At 66.2% G+C, this 15,894-nt stretch carries 16 protein-coding genes; 8 read left to right on the top strand and 8 right to left on the bottom strand.

Going from position 1 to position 15,894, the window contains the following annotated elements; genetic code table 11:
* Position 1 precedes the first annotated feature (1 nt).
* The 3 genes from ACFXNW_RS07450 to ACFXNW_RS07440 all read left to right on the top strand — a co-directional run bounded on the left by ACFXNW_RS07450 (position 2) and on the right by ACFXNW_RS07440 (position 3,541).
* Positions 2–1,081: a dihydrodipicolinate reductase gene (locus tag ACFXNW_RS07450; RefSeq protein WP_379416736.1), complete on the top strand. Its 1,080-nt coding sequence runs from the start codon at positions 2–4 to the stop codon at positions 1,079–1,081.
* Complete coding sequence (locus tag ACFXNW_RS07445; RefSeq protein WP_379416734.1) at positions 1,078–1,575, top strand: carboxymuconolactone decarboxylase family protein; 498 nt, start codon at positions 1,078–1,080, stop codon at positions 1,573–1,575. The genes ACFXNW_RS07450 and ACFXNW_RS07445 overlap by 4 nt, the downstream gene beginning before the upstream one ends.
* Positions 1,576–1,807: 232 nt before the next feature.
* Positions 1,808–3,541 (top strand): BCCT family transporter, encoded by a 1,734-nt coding sequence (locus tag ACFXNW_RS07440; RefSeq protein WP_379416732.1) that lies wholly within the window; start codon positions 1,808–1,810, stop codon positions 3,539–3,541.
* A 33-nt stretch (positions 3,542–3,574) separates the two neighbouring features.
* On the opposite strand, the gene ACFXNW_RS07435 is transcribed toward ACFXNW_RS07440, so the two are convergent.
* Positions 3,575–5,548, bottom strand: a complete 1,974-nt coding sequence (locus tag ACFXNW_RS07435) for a heavy metal translocating P-type ATPase (RefSeq protein ID WP_379416731.1) — start codon at positions 5,546–5,548, stop codon at positions 3,575–3,577.
* A 91-nt stretch (positions 5,549–5,639) separates the two neighbouring features.
* Here ACFXNW_RS07435 and ACFXNW_RS07430 point away from each other — a divergent pair, with 91 nt between their 5' ends.
* The gene (locus ACFXNW_RS07430) at positions 5,640–5,993 is read left to right on the top strand and encodes an ArsR/SmtB family transcription factor (protein ID WP_379416729.1); all 354 of its coding nucleotides are present in this window, start codon (positions 5,640–5,642) and stop codon (positions 5,991–5,993) included.
* Between the two features lie 103 nt (positions 5,994–6,096).
* On the opposite strand, the gene ACFXNW_RS07425 is transcribed toward ACFXNW_RS07430, so the two are convergent.
* The 4 genes from ACFXNW_RS07425 to ACFXNW_RS07410 form a co-directional block, all read right to left on the bottom strand.
* Complete coding sequence (locus ACFXNW_RS07425; protein WP_379416728.1) at positions 6,097–6,678, bottom strand: TerD family protein; 582 nt, start codon at positions 6,676–6,678, stop codon at positions 6,097–6,099.
* A gap of 87 nt (positions 6,679–6,765) precedes the next feature.
* Entirely contained in the window at positions 6,766–7,605 is an 840-nt protein-coding gene (locus tag ACFXNW_RS07420; protein ID WP_379416726.1) for an SAM-dependent methyltransferase, read from the bottom strand.
* Between the two features lie 144 nt (positions 7,606–7,749).
* Positions 7,750–8,223 (bottom strand): hypothetical protein, encoded by a 474-nt coding sequence (locus ACFXNW_RS07415; RefSeq protein ID WP_379416724.1) that lies wholly within the window; start codon positions 8,221–8,223, stop codon positions 7,750–7,752.
* A 58-nt stretch (positions 8,224–8,281) separates the two neighbouring features.
* A complete protein-coding gene (locus tag ACFXNW_RS07410; RefSeq protein WP_379416723.1) occupies positions 8,282–9,112 on the bottom strand; it encodes an SAM-dependent methyltransferase in 831 nt (276 codons plus the stop codon).
* 355 nt (positions 9,113–9,467) lie between these two features.
* On the opposite strand from ACFXNW_RS07410, the gene ACFXNW_RS07405 reads away from it, so the two are divergent.
* The gene (locus ACFXNW_RS07405; protein WP_379416721.1) at positions 9,468–10,364 is read left to right on the top strand and encodes a helix-turn-helix domain-containing protein; all 897 of its coding nucleotides are present in this window, start codon (positions 9,468–9,470) and stop codon (positions 10,362–10,364) included.
* A gap of 55 nt (positions 10,365–10,419) precedes the next feature.
* Here the strand turns inward: ACFXNW_RS07405 and ACFXNW_RS07400 are convergent, their stop codons facing one another.
* Positions 10,420–11,169 (bottom strand): TetR/AcrR family transcriptional regulator, encoded by a 750-nt coding sequence (locus ACFXNW_RS07400; RefSeq protein WP_379416719.1) that lies wholly within the window; start codon positions 11,167–11,169, stop codon positions 10,420–10,422.
* Positions 11,170–11,217: 48 nt separating this feature from the next.
* Here ACFXNW_RS07400 and ACFXNW_RS07395 point away from each other — a divergent pair, with 48 nt between their 5' ends.
* Positions 11,218–12,681 (top strand): MFS transporter, encoded by a 1,464-nt coding sequence (locus ACFXNW_RS07395; RefSeq protein WP_379416717.1) that lies wholly within the window; start codon positions 11,218–11,220, stop codon positions 12,679–12,681.
* Positions 12,682–12,843: 162 nt separating this feature from the next.
* Positions 12,844–13,581 (top strand): GntR family transcriptional regulator, encoded by a 738-nt coding sequence (locus tag ACFXNW_RS07390; protein ID WP_379416715.1) that lies wholly within the window; start codon positions 12,844–12,846, stop codon positions 13,579–13,581.
* Between the two features lie 46 nt (positions 13,582–13,627).
* Here the strand turns inward: ACFXNW_RS07390 and ACFXNW_RS07385 are convergent, their stop codons facing one another.
* Together ACFXNW_RS07385 and ACFXNW_RS07380 are read right to left on the bottom strand one after the other, a co-directional pair.
* Entirely contained in the window at positions 13,628–14,092 is a 465-nt protein-coding gene (locus tag ACFXNW_RS07385) for a PTS glucose transporter subunit IIA (protein WP_379416714.1), read from the bottom strand.
* Entirely contained in the window at positions 14,089–14,319 is a 231-nt protein-coding gene (locus ACFXNW_RS07380) for a glucose PTS transporter subunit EIIB (RefSeq protein WP_379416713.1), read from the bottom strand. The genes ACFXNW_RS07385 and ACFXNW_RS07380 overlap by 4 nt, the downstream gene beginning before the upstream one ends.
* 236 nt (positions 14,320–14,555) lie before the next feature.
* Here ACFXNW_RS07380 and ACFXNW_RS07375 point away from each other — a divergent pair, with 236 nt between their 5' ends.
* The gene (locus ACFXNW_RS07375; RefSeq protein ID WP_379416712.1) at positions 14,556–15,893 is read left to right on the top strand and encodes a PTS transporter subunit EIIC; all 1,338 of its coding nucleotides are present in this window, start codon (positions 14,556–14,558) and stop codon (positions 15,891–15,893) included.
* Position 15,894 lies beyond the last annotated feature (1 nt).

Below are 15,894 nucleotides of genomic sequence, written 5' to 3'. Positions count from 1 at the left end.
GATGATCTCCACGGCGGTGTGGGGCACCGGGAACGTCGGCCGAGCGGCTATCCGCGCCGTCGCGGCGCATCCCGGGCTGGAACTCACCGATGTCATCGTGCACAACCCCGACAAGGCCGGCCGTGACGCGGGTGAGCTGGCCGGACTGGACCACAAGCTCGGCGTCGCCGCCACCACCGACGTCGCGGCGGTCCTGGCGGCGCGACCGGGCGCCGTCGTCTACGCCGCCTCCGGCGAGATCCGCCCCGACGACGCGCTCGCCGATATCGTCGCCGCGATCGACGTGGGTGCGGTAGTCGTCACCCCGGCTCTCTACGCCTTCTACGACGCGCGCAACGCTCCCGCCGAACAACGGGAGAAGGCCCTGTCCGCGATCGAGGCGGGCGGCGGGTCGCTGTTCGTCTCCGGTATCGACCCGGGCTGGGGCAACGATGTGCTGCCGCTGCTGATGAGCGGTCTCGGCACCGTTGTCGACGGCATCCGCTGTCAGGAGATCTTCGACTACTCCAGCTACGACCAGCCCGATTCGGTCCGCTACCTCGTCGGCATGGGTCAGCCCATGGACTACGACCCACCCATGGTCGCGCCGAGCGTGCCGACGATGGTGTGGGGCGGCCAGATTCGGCTCATGGCGCGGGCGCTCGGGGTCGAACTCGACGAGATCCGCGAGACCGTCGTTCGCCGCGAACTCGAGACGACCATCAGCACCGCTGCGATGGGTGAATTCGCGGCCGGAACTCAGGGCGCCATGCGATTCGAGGTCCAGGGGATCGTCGCGGGGGAGCCTGCGATCGTCATCGAGCACATCACCCGGATCCATCCGTCGTGTGCGCCGGACTGGCCGGTACCGCCCAATGGCACCGGGGCCCACCGGGTGATCGTCGAGGGTCGCCCGCGCATCGAGGTCACCGTGGAGGCGACCGACGAGGACGGCAACTACGCCGCGGGCGGCAATGCGACCGCCGTCGGGCGGTTGGTCGCCGCCATCGACTGGCTCACCGCGGCAGAGCCGGGAATATATGACGCGCTCGATATCCCGCTGCGTCCCGCGGCGGGCAGGCTCGGAAGGAACCGCACATGAGAATCGACATTCCGGAGGGCAAAGACCCCATCGGCTACGTCTGGGGCGAAATGGTCCCCGGCATCGGCATTGCCGCCTCGAACTTCTCGCTCGCGGTGTACTCCCACTCCACTCTCGGGTTACCCGAATTCGAGGCCGCGCGGCTGCGCATCGCCCAGCTCAACGGTTGCCTGTTCTGCCTGGACTGGCGCACCGAACGTGATGGCAGCAAAGTCGAGGAGGGCTTTCTCGACGCCGTCGCCGAGTGGCGTACCACCGACGTTTTCGATGACCGCACCCGGCTGGCGGCCGAATACGCCGAACGCTACGTGCTCGATCACCACAATCTGGACGAGGACTTCTGGGCGCGAATGTCGGCCTGCTACAGCCAGACCGAGATCGTCGAACTGAGCATGAGCATCGGTTCCTGGCTCGCCTTCGGCAGGCTAAACCATGTCCTCGGGCTCGACGCTGTCTGTGTGCTGCCGGGTCATTCCGGCACCGCCACACCGTGACGCATTGATCTGGGTTCGGATCACCGGGGTGTAGCGAACTCATGTGCGGTCGGGCTCGGAGGGCGGCGCTGGGTTTCGCGCCGAGTCGGCTGGGGTATACCCGTTCGGCTGCGTTGACTCTATCGCCAGAGGTGTCGGGCGATGCAGCGCAGGTGTGACGCTGTACGGTTGCTGCGGGACAAGAACGAGCGCCTGACAGCGATCGTTCGCGATCTGAAAGGACCCCGATTCAATGTCGATCGGCGCCGACAGGAACTCCCGGGACACCGAGGCGAAGGTGCATCGGGTTGCTGGCAGATCACCAGCGAAACCAGGACTGGACCGCCTCGTTTTCGGCGTCACGGCCCTCGGATCACTGGCGTTCGTGGCATGGGGCGTCATCGACCGGACCAGCCTGGCCACCGCGGCGGGAAACGCGCAGTCGTGGGTGATCAGCAATACCGGCTGGTTGTTCGTGCTCATCGCGACGGTCTTCGTGGTGTATGTGATCTGGCTGGCCGCAAGCAGATACGGCAAGATCCCGCTCGGTGCCGACGGCGAGAAACCGGAATTCCGTACCGTCTCGTGGATCGCGATGATGTTCAGCGCCGGAATGGGCATCGGCTTGATGTTCTGGGGTGTGGCCGAACCGCTGTCGCATTTCGTCAACCCGCCGCCGGGAACGGCCGAGCCGGGTAGCCCCGCGGCGGCCGAGACCGCGATGGCGACCACACTGTTCCACTGGACCCTGCATCCGTGGGCGATCTATGCGGTGGCGGGCCTGGCCATCGCCTACAGCACCTTCCGTAAAGGCCGCTCCCAGTTGATCTCCTCGGTGTTCCGGCCGATCCTCGGCCGCAAGGCCGACGGTATCGGCGGTCAGGCGATCAACATGATGGCGATCTTCGCGACGCTGTTCGGTTCGGCCGCCTCGCTCGGCCTCGGCGCGCTGCAGATCAGCGCCGGTATGGAGTTCAACGGCTGGATCGACACCATGGGCAAGGTCGGCCTGGTGGCCATCATTGCCGGCCTGACCATCGCCTTCATCATCTCCGCGATCTCTGGCATCGACCGTGGCATCCAATGGTTGTCCAACATCAATATGGTGCTCGCGCTCGCGGTCGCGGCCTTCGTCTTCATCGGCGGCCCGACGCTGGTGATGCTCAACTTCCTGCCCACCGCGCTGGGCGACTACGTCTCCATGCTGCCGACGATGGCCTCGCGCACCGGGGTCAGCGGTGGCGAGGACATGGAGCGCTGGCTGTCGCTGTGGACCATCTTCTACTGGGCCTGGTGGATTTCCTGGACCCCGTTCGTCGGGATGTTCATCGCGCGCATCAGCCGCGGCCGCACCATCCGTCAGTTCGTCACCGGTGTGCTGCTGGTGCCGAGCGTGGTGAGCCTGATCTGGTTCGTGATCTTCGGCGGCGCGGGCATTCAACAGCAGCGCGAGACCGGGGATCTGACCGAGGTCGACGGCTCGGTGAACGAGAATTTCGCGCTGTTCCACCTGCTCGACCACTATCCGCTGGCATCATTCACCGCCGGGCTGGTGATGCTGCTGGTGGCGATCTTCTTCGTCTCCGGCGCCGATGCCGCGTCCATCGTGATGGGCACGCTGTCGGAGAAGGGCAGTATCGAGCCGTCCCGCGGCACGGTGATCTTCTGGGGTACCGCGACGGGTGCGGTCGCGGCCATCATGCTGGTCATCGCCGACCCGGACGATCTCGGCAGCGCATTGACCGGTCTGCAAGCGCTCACGACCGTCGTAGCACTGCCGTTCATGGTGGTGATGGGTTTCATGTGCGTGTCGCTGTATCGCGATCTGCGCTCCGACCCGATCATTCAGCGGGAGGATCTCGGCGTACAGCTGGTCGTCGATGCGGTGCTGCAGGGCACCGAGCGGCACGACGGTGACTTCGAGCTGGTGACCGAAGCCGTGGAGGAGACGCCGGAGGATTCCCCGGAAGACCGATCGGCAAGCTGACCACACTGCACTACCGCACGGCCCGGTGCGCGCTCACGCGTCGCCGGGCCGTCCCGCCTCACGCCACGCGCGATCGGTGAGCAGCCGCATGCCGTTCAACCCGACGATCACCGTCGAGCCCTCGTGCCCGGCGACACCGAGTGGCAACGGCAGCGTGCCGACCAGATCCCAGGTCACCAGCGTCGCGATGAAAGCCCCGGCGATCGTCAGATTCGCCACCACGATGCGTCGGGCGCGTCTCGACAACGCCATCACTGCCGCGACGGTGCGGAGATCATCGCCGACGACAACCGCGTCGGCGGTCTCGACCGCGAGATCGGACCCGGTGCGGCCCATGGCGATACCGGTGTGCGCGGCGGCGAGGGCGGGGGCATCGTTGACTCCGTCGCCGACGACCGCGACCCGACGGCCATGGTCGCCGAGTTCCCGCACCGCTGCCGCCTTGTCCTCGGGCAGCAGGCCCGCACGGACATCGACAATGCCGAGTGAGCGCGCCAGCGCGGTGGCGGCGCGATGGTTGTCGCCGGTCAGCAGGATCGGGGTGTGCCCGGTGAGCTCGGTGAGGTCGGCCACCGCCTGAGCCGCGGCGGGGCGCGGCCGGTCGGTGACGGCGAGGACACCGGCGGGGGAGCCCTCGATGACGACGACCACCGCGGTCGCGCCGGTCGACTCCAGCGCGGCGACGAGTGCCTGCGCGGGAGCTGCGGTGTCTGCGGCCTCGAGCAGATGTGCTGGGCTGCCCACCTCGATGTGCCGGCCGTCGACGGTGGCGCGCACGCCTCGGCCCGGCTGCGAATCGAATTCGGTGGCCTCGGAAAGCGGCAGCTCGCGCTGTCTGGCGGCAGTGACGATGGCCGCACCGATGGGGTGTTCGCTGTTACGCTCGGCCGCTGCCGCGAGCGCGAGCATCGGCTCTGGTTCGAGATCGCCGGTGAGGGTGTGGATCCCGGCGACCTGCGGGCTGCCTTCGGTGAGCGTGCCGGTTTTGTCGAAGGCCACCGTGTCCACCGTGCCCAACCGCTCCATCACCACCGCCGACTTCACCAGCACACCGTGCCTGCTCGCATTCGCCATCGCGGCCAGCAGCGGCGGCATGGTCGCGAGCACGATCGCGCACGGCGAGGCCACGATCATGAACGTCATCGCACGCAGCAGTGCGGGCTGTAGGGCCGCGCCCGCGGCCAGCGGTACGAACAGCACCGCGAGAGTGGCGATCACGACGCCGGTGGAGTACCACTGCTCGACTCGTTCGATGAACACCTGGGTTCGGGCCTTGGATTCGGACGCCTCCCGCACCATGTCGGCGATGCGCGCGATCACCGAATCGGCTGCGTCGCGGCATACCCGGACCCGCAGCGTGCCGGTCCCGTTGATGGTGCCCGCGAAGACCTCATCGCCCGGCCGGGCCGTGACCGGCAGCGGTTCGCCGGTGATCGACGCCTGATCGACCTCGCTCACCCCCGATTCGACGACGCCGTCGCCGCCGATCCGCTCACCGGGTCGCACCAGGATCAGACTGCCCACCGTGAGGGTGTGCGCGTCGACGATCCGTTCATGTTCGTCCTCGTCGACGACAGTGGCGCGATCCGGTGCGAGATCGAGCAGGCTGCGGACCCCTTCGGCGGTGCGGTGGGTCAGGACCGCCTCCAACGCACCGGAGGTCGCGAAGATGACGATCAACAGTCCGCCGTCGACCACCTGCCCGATCGCGGCGGCGCCGAATGCCGCGACGATCATCAGTAGATCCACATCGAGGCTCCGGTTCCGCAGTGCGCGTATACCTTCCAGCGCCGGTTCCCAGCCGCCGGCCAGATAGCACGCCGCGAACAGCACCCACCCCAACCATTCGGGTGCACCGGCCCACTGTGCCGAGACACCCGCTACGAACAGCGCCGTAGCAGCTACCGCCCACCGCACATCCGGCAACGCCCAGATCGTTCTGCGGTCCGGCCGCCGCGGCGGCGGCGACGCGGATTGCGGTCGATCGAGCAATGGGGAGGTGGTCATCCGGGATGGTCCGTTCGAGATCGACGCCAAGGCAGAACTACAGGAATACATGTACATGTCTTCATGTAATCCCGCAAGGTACAGTGATCTCGTGGGACACGGAGTCGAGGGCAGAACCACACCGCCCGCACAGCTGGATGCCGACTCGGCAGCCACAGTGGCCGCGACTCTGCAGGCGCTCGCGACGCCGAGTCGGCTGCGCATTCTGACCCGGCTGCGGCATGGGCCGTGTTCGGTGGGGGATCTGGTGGAAGCCGTCGAGATGGAGCAGTCCGCGGTATCTCATCAGCTGCGACTGTTGCGCGCGATGGGGCTGGTCACCGGCTCACGGCAGGGCAGAAGCGTGATCTACCGGCTCTATGACAGCCATGTGGCGATGCTGCTGGACGAAGCTGTCTATCACATCGAGCATCTCGGGCTCGGCATCGACGACGAGACGGCCTAGCGGCCGTCGAATTCGCTCATCGGTTGTGGCGCAGTGATTTCGGCGCAGGTCGACGATCCAGGGGTGGTGACGGAGCCGTGGATGCTCCGCCACCACGCGCGCACTACTGCATGGCGAAGCGCAGCAGGGCCTGCTTATCGCCCTGCTTGACCTTGCCCTTGCGGTTGAGTACTTCCAGCTGCCAGCTCTCACCCGAGCGGAAGGCGCGGGCGACGGCATTGGCATTGTCGGCGCCGAGCAGCGAGGGCCAGATGTCGGCGACCTGCTGGCTGTCGCCGCCGGTCGCGTCGTAGACCTTGAACGAGATGTTGTTCGCTTTCTCGAAGCTGCTGCCCTTCTTGAAGGCTGCCGCGACGAATACGATTGCATCGATACCGCCGGGAACCTCGCCGAAGGTGACCTGCACCGACTCGTCGTCGCCTGAAGCGGCGCCGGTCTGCTCGTCGCCGGAGTGCAGCACCGAGCCGTTGCCCAGCGGGTCCAGCGAATCCAAGCCGGCGAACCGGACCGGCTCGGCGCCCTGCATGAGAATCGCGATCAGGTCCAGGTCGACGCCGCGCTTGCGGCGAGCCCAGCCGAGCGCGCCGCCGCTGGCACCCGCGGACGGATCCCAGCTCACCCCGACACTCAGTTTGCTGATGCCGTTCAGATCCGCGGCACCGTCTTCTTTTTTGAGCGTGATCATGGTGTCAGCGTACCGACGAAATCGGCGCGGCATGCAGTGCAGCGGGTTCCGCCCAGACGGCTGCGGAACCCGCTGTGGCCGTGATCCTCAGCGCTTGCGGGCGACCCCGCCGATCATGAGGCGTTCCTCGGGGAACGGCTCGCGCACCGGCGGGCCCATCGGCCACCACTGTCCGAGTTCGACCAGGCCGGGCTCGACCATCTCGAGATCGCCGAAGTAGGCGGCGACCTCTTCCTTGGTGCGGTACCAGCCAGATCCGAGCCCCATCTCCGTGAACTGGTGCTGCAGGCGCACGGCGAGATCGGCGAGTTCGGAACCATCGTTCGGGTTCCAGAAGTGGGTGATGCCGACATAGGAACCTGCGGGAAGCGCGTCGATGTACTGACGCATGATCCCGACGGGGTCGAGCTCGTCGTCCACGTGATGCAGGATGCCGCACAGGATCAGCCCGAGCGGGCGATCCATATCCAGGTGCCTGGTCACCTCGTCGTCCTGAAGCAGTGTGTTCGGCTGGGTCAGGTCGGCGGGCACGAAGTGGGTGTACTCGTTCTGTTCCAGCAGCACCCGGCCGTGTGCGTTGCACACCGGATCGTTGTCGACGTAGACGACGGTGGCCTGCGGGTTCTGGCTCTGGGCGATCTCATGGGTGTTGCCGACGGTCGGCAATCCCGCTCCGATGTCGAGGAATTGGTCGATGCCGACGGTGCCGGCCATGTACCTGGTGGCGCGGTGCAGCCACCGCCGGTTCATCGTGGAGACATCACGCTGCCGGGGCGCGGCCTGCAGGATCTGGTCGAACGCGGCGCGGTCGACGTCGTAATTGTCTTTGCCGCCCAGGCTCACGTCGTAGACGCGCGCAATGCTCGCTCGGGTGGTGTCCACACCGACCGGAGCGCGAACACCGGTCTGGGGAGCGGGTTGGGACATCGGGTACCTCTCTCTGCAGTAACTGTGATCCAGCTCACCTAGCGTAGGGTTCGGTGAGCTTCCCGGCAATGGCTCCGGATTCATTCGGCCGACGAAGGATTCGCGTCCTGCGGCGGCCGGCCGCGATGATGTGCGCGGCGGAGATCAGGCCGAGGCGACGCGATCGAGCCTGCGGCCCGGCAGCCACCCGCCGCCCACGTGGGTGACCCGCCACCAGTCGACATGCACGATCAGCGCTTCCACCGGGGTGGCGAAGAACGGTTCGATCATCGGCTCCTTCTGGACCAGGGCCTGGAAAGTTTCGTCCCGATCGTCGGCGCCGCGCACCTCGATGGTGCCGACGCCCTGGGCGAACGGATCGACGAATCCGCCGCTGACCACCTTGATGCCGACATTCGGGTTGGCGCGCAACGCTTCCAGCGTGCGCCCGCCCGATTCGAGAATGAGGGTGAGCCGGAACGGGTCGTCGTCCAGATGGGCGAAGAACGCGCTCGAGCACCAGTTGGCGCCGTCTTTGGACGTCGCGAGATCGATGCTGGTGGTGGCGAGGATGCCGGAGAGCTTGTCCCGGACCTCCTGCTCGGTGATCTGTGCGGTCGTGTCGGCGTCCGCTGACATTGCGGCCTCCTGCGTCGTGGTGTGTGCGGAACGGGTGGATGACATGGATGAAACAGAACTACGGTTTGCGGCCGACGCCGCCGATGATCAAATACTCGTCCGGAACGCGCTCGCGCTCGTCGGGGCCCCACGGCCACCAATCGTCGAGTGGTACGAGTCCGGGCTCGAGCAGTTCGAGTCCGCCGAAGAACGGCATCAGTTCCTCGCGGGTGCGCCAGCGGCCGGTGCCGAGACCTTCGTCGTGCAGGGCGCGTTCGGCGCGGCGGGCCAGCTGGTGCAGTTCGTCGTCTTCGGTGCCGGGATCGAAGAAGTGGCTGATCATGGCGAAGGAGCCGGGGGCGAGTGCGTCGACGTACTCGCCCATGATGGCCGCCGGGTCTCGATCGTCGTCGACGTGATGCAACGTGCCGCACTGCATCATCAGCACCGGCTTGCTCAGATCGAGGTACTGGTTCACCGCGGGGTGGCCGAGGACGTCGGCGGGTTCGGTGAGGTCGAGATCGAGGAAGTGGGTGTAGTCGTTGGCTTCCAGCAGCTCCTTGCCGCGGCGCACGCAGACCGGGTCGTTGTCGACGTAGACGACCATCACTTCGGCACCCAGCTCCTGGGCGATCTGATGGGTGTTCTTCTGCGTCGGTAGACCACTGCCGAGATCGAGAATCTGAGTGATGCCCGCCTGGCTGGTCAGATAGCGCACAACGCGTTCCAGGAAGCGCCGGTTGGCCGCACCGACCGCGTTCTGATTCGGCACCACGGTGAGTAGGTGTTCATAGACTTTGCGATCGATCTCGAACCAGTCCGAACCGCCCAGTCCGTAGTCGTAGACGCGGGCAATGCTCGGCGTGTCCGGATCGACACGCCCACCGAGATCATCGTCGTCCATCGGCATTATGGGGCTCCTCTCCCGTCGGCACCCATGGGTGTGACTGTACGCATCGGGCGAAGGCCGCGCGCGGTATCGAGAAGAAGTTATGCCGTTGTCCCGCTGTAAAATCCACGCAATTCGGTCGTTGCGGGAGCATTCGATCCGGGCCCGCCGACGCGACGCATCATTCATCGACCGACCAGTCTGTGTCACTGGGCGCCGAGGCCGTCGCCGCACACCACGCGATGCCGATCGCCGACGGGTAACGGGCTCCGGTGGTTTCGCTACAGGAGCGAGTAGGATCTGCAACCGACGCGGTGGAGCCGGTGGGTGTGACCGGGCAGATCGCGGTCTATCCACTATCGGCCAGAGGCGGTCCATGACCAACGACCAGGACAACAGCGACAACGTGGAACTGCTTGTGGCAGAACGTGGTCCGACAGTGATCCGGATCGCGCTCGGCAGCAGGCTGCGTCGGCTTCGGGAAAGTTGCGGTGTCAGCAGGGAAGCGGCGGGGGACGCCATCCGCGGATCGCACGCCAAGATCAGCAGGCTCGAACTGGGACGCACGGGCTTCAAGGAACGCGATATCCGGGATTTGCTCACCCTCTACGGCGTCACCGACGACGACAAGCGCGAGCCCTATCTGGACATGGCCCGCAAGGCCAACGACCCGGGCTGGTGGCAGAGCTACAGCGACCTGTTGCCCGCATGGTTCGAGACCTACGTAGGGCTCGAGCAGGCCGCCACCACCATCCGCACCTATGAGGCCCAATTCATTCCCGGGTTGCTGCAGACCGCCGACTATGCGCGCTCGGTCATCATGCTCGGCAATGACGACGAGACCGAGCGCCGGGTCGCGGTACGCATACGCAGGCAGAAGATTCTGCACCGCCGCGCAGCACCCACGCTGTGGGCGGTCATCGATGAGAACGCGCTACGCAGGCCGGTCGGCGGTATGAAGGTCTTGCGTGAGCAGATCAAGCATCTGATCGATATCTCCGAATTGCCCAACGTACGTATTCAGGTGCTGCCGTACTCGGCCGGTGGCCACCCCGCCGCGGGTGGTCCGTTCAGCATCCTGCGTTTCCCGGAACCCGAACTCCCCGACATCGTCTACACCGAGCAGCTGACCAGCTCGCTGTACATGGAAAAACGCCACGATGTGGAGCTGTACATGTCGGTGATGAACCAGCTCAGCGTCCAGGCCCTGTCGCCGGCCGAGAGCCTGCAGTTCCTGGCCGCGATCCTCATCGAATACGCCGCGGGGGACTAGCGCACCGGAAACTCGTGCGCCCGGAGCGCAACTCGTGCGCACGGTCGGCCCGATATCAGCGGTGTGCTCCGGGGCGATCCGGTTCGGCAGGTGATTCGGCGCCCGGCCCGCCGCGTAGGCGCACACCGAGTCCGTCCAGGACCGAGATCAGGCCGAAGTCGAAGGCCACGGCGCGGGCCACGTCGGGGTCGGCAGGCACCGTGTTGCGGTAGTCGCCGAGTAGGTCGGGGTAGTCGGAGCCGTAGCTCTCCAGCACGGTGATCACGCTGGAGGTGTCGATGTCGTCGTCGCCGTATGCGTTGCGCCAGGCGATCGCGGGCAGCACCTGGCCGAGCACGAAGGAGAACAACGTGCCGGTGGCGAGATAGACGTCGTTGCCGTGGAAACCGGCGCCGACGAAGGTCCGGCGCAGCCGATCGGTCAACACCAGTGATTGGGGACCGATGCTTGGCAGGTGGCCCATCAGCGTAGCCACCCACGGATGGTTGAACATGGTGTCGCGCAGGCTGTAGGCGAACGCGGTCGCCACCTCCTGCCAAGACTTCTGGTCCGGTTCCGGTACCTGCACCATGCCCCAGAACTCGTCGAGGACCAGTTCGAGCAGCTCGTCCTTGTTCGCCACGTACCAGTAGAGGCTGGTCGCGCCTGCATCCAGCCGGGCGCCGAGCTTACGCATGCTGAGCGCGGCCATGCCCTCGGTATCGAGGATCTCGACCGCCGCCTCCACGATCTGTTCGCGGCGCAGCCCCGAGGTCTTGGGCTGGCGTGGCTCCCGGCTCCATACCGAGCTGAACTGCTTGGTCACGCGGCCATTCTATATTCACTCGCACGCTGTGCGAGTTTCTCGTACGCTGTGCGAGTGGAATCGAACGTTGTACGAGACCCCCGGCGTTGGTGGATCCTGGGGGTCCTGTGTCTATCCCTACTGGTACTGATGATCGACGGCACGGTGCTCAACCTCGCCATTCCGGCGCTGATCCGGGAGCTAGGAGCCACCCCGTCGGATGTGCAGTGGATCCTGGATGCCTATGTCCTGGTGTTCGCGGGTCTGCTGCTGACCGCGGGCAGCCTGTCCGACCGGTTCGGGCGGCGCCGGATGCTGATCCTCGGCCTCGCGGTGTTCGGCGTGGCCTCGCTCGCGGCGGTGGTGGCCACCGAACCGTGGCAGGTGATCCTCGCGCGGGCGGCGATGGGTGTGGGCGGATCGCTGCTCATGCCGTCGACGCTGTCGATCTTGATGACCACCTTCGATCAAGATGAGCGACGCCTCGCCATGGCCGCCTGGACCACGGTGTCGATGGTCGGCATCGTCATCGGCCCGACGCTCGGCGGTTTCCTGCTCGAGCACTACTGGTGGGGTTCGGTGTTCCTGCTCAATATTCCGGTCGCGATCCTGGCGATCGTCGCCGCATTGATCCTGATGCCGGAATCGACAGGCGAGCAGCGGCCGGTCGATGTGGTCGGCGTGCTGCTGTCGATCCTGGCGCTGGTCTCGGCGGTGTATGTGATCATCGAGCGCGAATGGAACATCCCGGTGATCGGCCTCGCTGTGGTGTCGGCGGTCGCGTTCGTGGTGTGGGAGAGCCGGTCCGAGCATCCGATGCTGCCGCTGGCGGTGTTCCGCAATCGCGATTTCACCGGTACCTGCCTGACCTTGCTGCTGATGGTGTTCGGTATGGGCGCGATCATGTTCATGCTCACCCAGTACCTGCAATTCGTACTCGGCTACGGGCCGATGAAGGCAGGGCTCGCGCTGCTGCCGTATGCCGTGGCGGCCGCGGTCTGCAACGGCCTCGGCGCCACACTCGGTAAGAAACTGAGCAACAAGACCCTGATCGTGAGCGGTCTGCTGGTGATGGGTGTGGCCTTCGTGGTGCTCGCGGTCGGTACCGGATATGTGGCGGTGCTGTTGAGCATGCTGATCATGGGTATGGGTGGCGGCCTGGCAGGCCCTTCTGCCTACGCGGCCATCATGAGTGCGATTCCGCTCGAACACGCGGGTGTCGGTTCGGCCATGAACGACACGTTGCAGCAGGTCGGCATGGCGATCAGCATCGCCATTCTCGGCAGTGTGCTTGCCGGGGTGTTCACCGCGAATATGCCTGCCGATGCCCCCGATGCCGCGCGCGAATCCATCGGTGCGGCCTTCGAACTCGGCTACACCGACCCGGCGAAGGCGGCCTTCACCGAGGCGATGTCGACCGGCGCGTGGATCAGCGCCGGCTTCAGCCTCGCGGCCGCGGCGCTCGGGCTGGTGCTGTTGCGGGCCAAGCCGCCGCAAGTGGTCACGCCGGAGCCGGTTCCGGTCGAGAGCTGATCGCGGCGTGGGTGCGGGGACTGGTAGCCGGTTCCCGCACCCGCCCGCCTGCGCGACTATCCGATGCGGCGCGGTGAGGGAGTACGCTCGGGATAACCGGACCGTACCGGTCGGGACCTCACCGGCCAGAGCGTCTCTCCGGTCCTCGACGAAGGAGCCGCTGTGATGCCCGTGCCGCTGCGTGACAGTGCGATCCCCAAACATGAGCAGCTGCGGGCCATCCTGCTGCACAAGTGCACCCGTGAGCTACAGCCGGGCGATCTGCTGACCAGCGAACGAAACCTGATGCAGGACTACGGCGTCAGCCGGATCACCGTGCGTGAGGCGATCGGGCAACTGGTCAACGAGGGGCATCTGGTCCGGGTCCGCGGCAAGGGGACCTTCGTCGCGCATCGGCCGGTGCAGTCGAAACTGCATCTGGCCTCGTTCACCGAGGAGATGCGCGCCCAAGGGCATCAGCCGACGACGGTGGTCCTGATCGCCGAGGAGGGCGTCATCCCGGAAGCGTCGGCGCGTGCGCTCGGCCTGGCCGACGGCACAAGGGCCTCCCACATCAAGCGGCTGCGCTTGGCCGACGGCGAACCGGTCAGCGTGGATGACGGCTGGTTCCATCCCGAACTGTTGCCCGGACTGATCGAGGTGGATCTGACCGCCTCGATCTATCAGACCAGCGCCGAGCGCTACGGAATGCCGATCGAGCGCGCCACCCAGACCGTCAACGCGACCGCCGCCGACGCCGGGATCGCCGCGCTGCTCGGGGTCAAGAAGAGCGCGCCGGTATTGCATTTCGACCGGACCTCGTTCAGCGGTGGGGTGGCGGTCGAACACACTCAGAGCTGGTACCGCTCCGACCGCTACCAGCTACAGATGGAGGTCGGGCAGGAGCGCATACCGCGGTGAACGCGGCGCGGGCAGGACGCGATACGCCCTGCCCAAGCCGAAATTGCTAGCCGGCATTCCAATCGAAGAGTGCCGCACCGGAATCGATATCGGTCCCGACGGCCGGTGCGCTCACCGAATCCCGAGCCGAATCCATCACCACGATCGGGCAGACGGCCGAATATCCGGTGTCATCGATCTGGGTCGGATCGAACCGCACGATCGGCGCACCGGCGTCGAGCTCGTCGCCCTCGGCGGCGAGCAGGGTGAACCCCTCACCTGCCAGCTTCACCGTGTCGATGCCCAGGTGCACGAGCACTCCCGTTCCCGTGGCGCCGACGATGACGAAGGCATGCGGATGCAATTTCACGATCTTGCCCGCGATGGGCGCGATCACTTCGATCGGGCCGCGGTCGCGGGCCGGATCGATGGCGACACCGGATCCGACGAGCTGGTCGGCGAATACCGGATCGGGCACATCGGCCAGGGCCAGGACGCGTCCGGGTAGCGGCGCCAGCACCGAAACGCTCACAGCAGGTCCCCGATGTCGTCGGCGAGGGTGTCGGCCTCCGGGCCAACTACGACCTGGACGACCGAGCCGGACTTGAGCACGCCGTGCGCGCCCGCCGCCTTGAGGGCGGCCTCATCGACCAGATCGCCGTCCTTGACCTCGGTGCGCAGCCGGGTGATGCAGGCTTCGATCTCGACGATGTTGTCCGCGCCGCCGAGGCCGCTGACGATCGCGTCCGCTTTGGACATGTGTTCTCCCTCGTTGGCTCATATGCCGTGCCGGAAGTGGGCCGGGCCGTGTTACCTGGATCATATTTGCCGGTTGACATCCGGCCCCCACCTGGTCAAACTAACAACTGGTTATGACCGGACAGTACCCGTTGGGTTGCTGGTTCACAACAGTTCATTCCGGAACCGCGCGAGCGTGGCGTCCGGTGCGTCCACCACGCCGAATCGCCGGTCGCCGGCGTACGAAGAAGGTCGATATGACGGTCGTAGACAGCCCCAAAAAGGAATCGGCGGCATTCGCCGGGTTGCAGCGCCTCGGGCGCAGCCTGATGCTGCCGATCGCGGTGCTGCCCGCGGCGGGCATCCTGCTGCGGCTCGGCCAGGACGATCTGCTCGGCCGGTTCTCGGCACTGTCGAGCGCGGCGAGCGTCATCTCGGCGGCGGGCCAGGCCGTCTTCACCTGGCTGCCACTGATCTTCGCGGTCGGTATCGCCATCGGCTGGGCGAAGAAGGCCGACGGGTCGACCGCGCTGGCCGCTGTCGTCGGGTACATGGTGGTCGATGGGGTCTTCGACGCGATGTCGCCGATCGTGCTCGAGGGAAAAACCGACCCCAAGGGCGCGCAGGCGATGATCGACTACGGCGTCCTCGCCGGCATCGTGATGGGCTTACTCTCGGCGCTGCTGTGGCAGCGCTTCTACCGCACGAAGCTGCCCGACTACCTCGGCTTCTTCAACGGCAGGCGACTGGTCCCGATCCTCACCGCGGTCACCGGACTGGTTGTCGGTGTGCTGATGGCGTTCGTGTATCCGCTGTTCAACGCCGGGCTGACCTGGGTCGGTGAAACCGTCGCCGAGAACTCGGTGATCGGTGGTGGGGTCTATGGCACCGCGAACCGGCTGCTCATCCCCACCGGGCTGCACCACATCCTCAACACCACACTGTGGTTCCTGATCGGCGACTACGAGAACGTGCAGGGCCAGATCGTGCGCGGTGACCTCAACCGCTTCTTCGCGGGTGACCCGACCGCGGGCACCTTCATGACGGGGTTCTTCCCGATCATGATGTTCGCGCTTCCGGCTGCCGCCCTTGCCATCTGGCGCAACGCGCGCCCGTCACAGAAGAAGCTCGTCGGCGGCATCATGTTGTCCACCGGTCTGACGGCGTTCGTCACCGGCATCACCGAACCGCTGGAGTTCTCCTTCATGTTCGTGGCGTGGCCGCTGTATGTCGTGCACGCCGTCCTCACCGGCACCTCGCACGCGCTGGTCAATGCGCTCGGCATCCACGACGGATTCACCTTCTCGGCCGGTTTCATCGACTACGCGCTGAACTTCGGCAAGGCCACCGACGCGTGGCTGTTGATTCCCATCGGACTCGGGTACGCGGTGATCTACTACCTGCTGTTCAGTTTCGTGATCAAGAAGTGGAACCTGCGCACTCCGGGCCGGGAAGCCGAAACCGACGCCGAAGTGCTCGACACCGGCGAGGAAGCGGCCACGCGCGCGCTGGCCGCCGAAGCCGATACCCGGACCGACGCGCCGCTGGTGGCCGAGGTAGGGAACGAGACCGCGAAGAAAGTGGAAGGTAAGTGAC

It is taken from the genome of Nocardia sp. NPDC059180 (genome assembly GCF_042754945.1).
Lineage (GTDB): Bacteria > Actinomycetota > Actinomycetes > Mycobacteriales > Mycobacteriaceae > Nocardia.
This window is presented reverse-complemented; position numbering and strand designations above follow the sequence as displayed.

Excerpts from the sequence above, each read along its gene's own strand:
- ACFXNW_RS07450 (WP_379416736.1), top strand. The coding sequence starts at position 2 with ATGATCTCCACGGCGGTGTGGGGCACCGGGAACGTCGGCCGAGCGGCT.
- ACFXNW_RS07445 (WP_379416734.1), top strand. The coding sequence starts at position 1,078 with ATGAGAATCGACATTCCGGAGGGCAAAGACCCCATCGGCTACGTCTGG.
- ACFXNW_RS07440 (WP_379416732.1), top strand. The coding sequence starts at position 1,808 with ATGTCGATCGGCGCCGACAGGAACTCCCGGGACACCGAGGCGAAGGTG.
- ACFXNW_RS07435 (WP_379416731.1), bottom strand. The coding sequence starts at position 5,548 with ATGACCACCTCCCCATTGCTCGATCGACCGCAATCCGCGTCGCCGCCG.
- ACFXNW_RS07425 (WP_379416728.1), bottom strand. The coding sequence starts at position 6,678 with ATGATCACGCTCAAAAAAGAAGACGGTGCCGCGGATCTGAACGGCATC.
- ACFXNW_RS07420 (WP_379416726.1), bottom strand. The coding sequence starts at position 7,605 with ATGTCCCAACCCGCTCCCCAGACCGGTGTTCGCGCTCCGGTCGGTGTG.
- ACFXNW_RS07415 (WP_379416724.1), bottom strand. The coding sequence starts at position 8,223 with ATGTCAGCGGACGCCGACACGACCGCACAGATCACCGAGCAGGAGGTC.
- ACFXNW_RS07410 (WP_379416723.1), bottom strand. The coding sequence starts at position 9,112 with ATGCCGATGGACGACGATGATCTCGGTGGGCGTGTCGATCCGGACACG.
- ACFXNW_RS07405 (WP_379416721.1), top strand. The coding sequence starts at position 9,468 with ATGACCAACGACCAGGACAACAGCGACAACGTGGAACTGCTTGTGGCA.
- ACFXNW_RS07380 (WP_379416713.1), bottom strand. The coding sequence starts at position 14,319 with ATGTCCAAAGCGGACGCGATCGTCAGCGGCCTCGGCGGCGCGGACAAC.
- ACFXNW_RS07375 (WP_379416712.1), top strand. The coding sequence starts at position 14,556 with ATGACGGTCGTAGACAGCCCCAAAAAGGAATCGGCGGCATTCGCCGGG.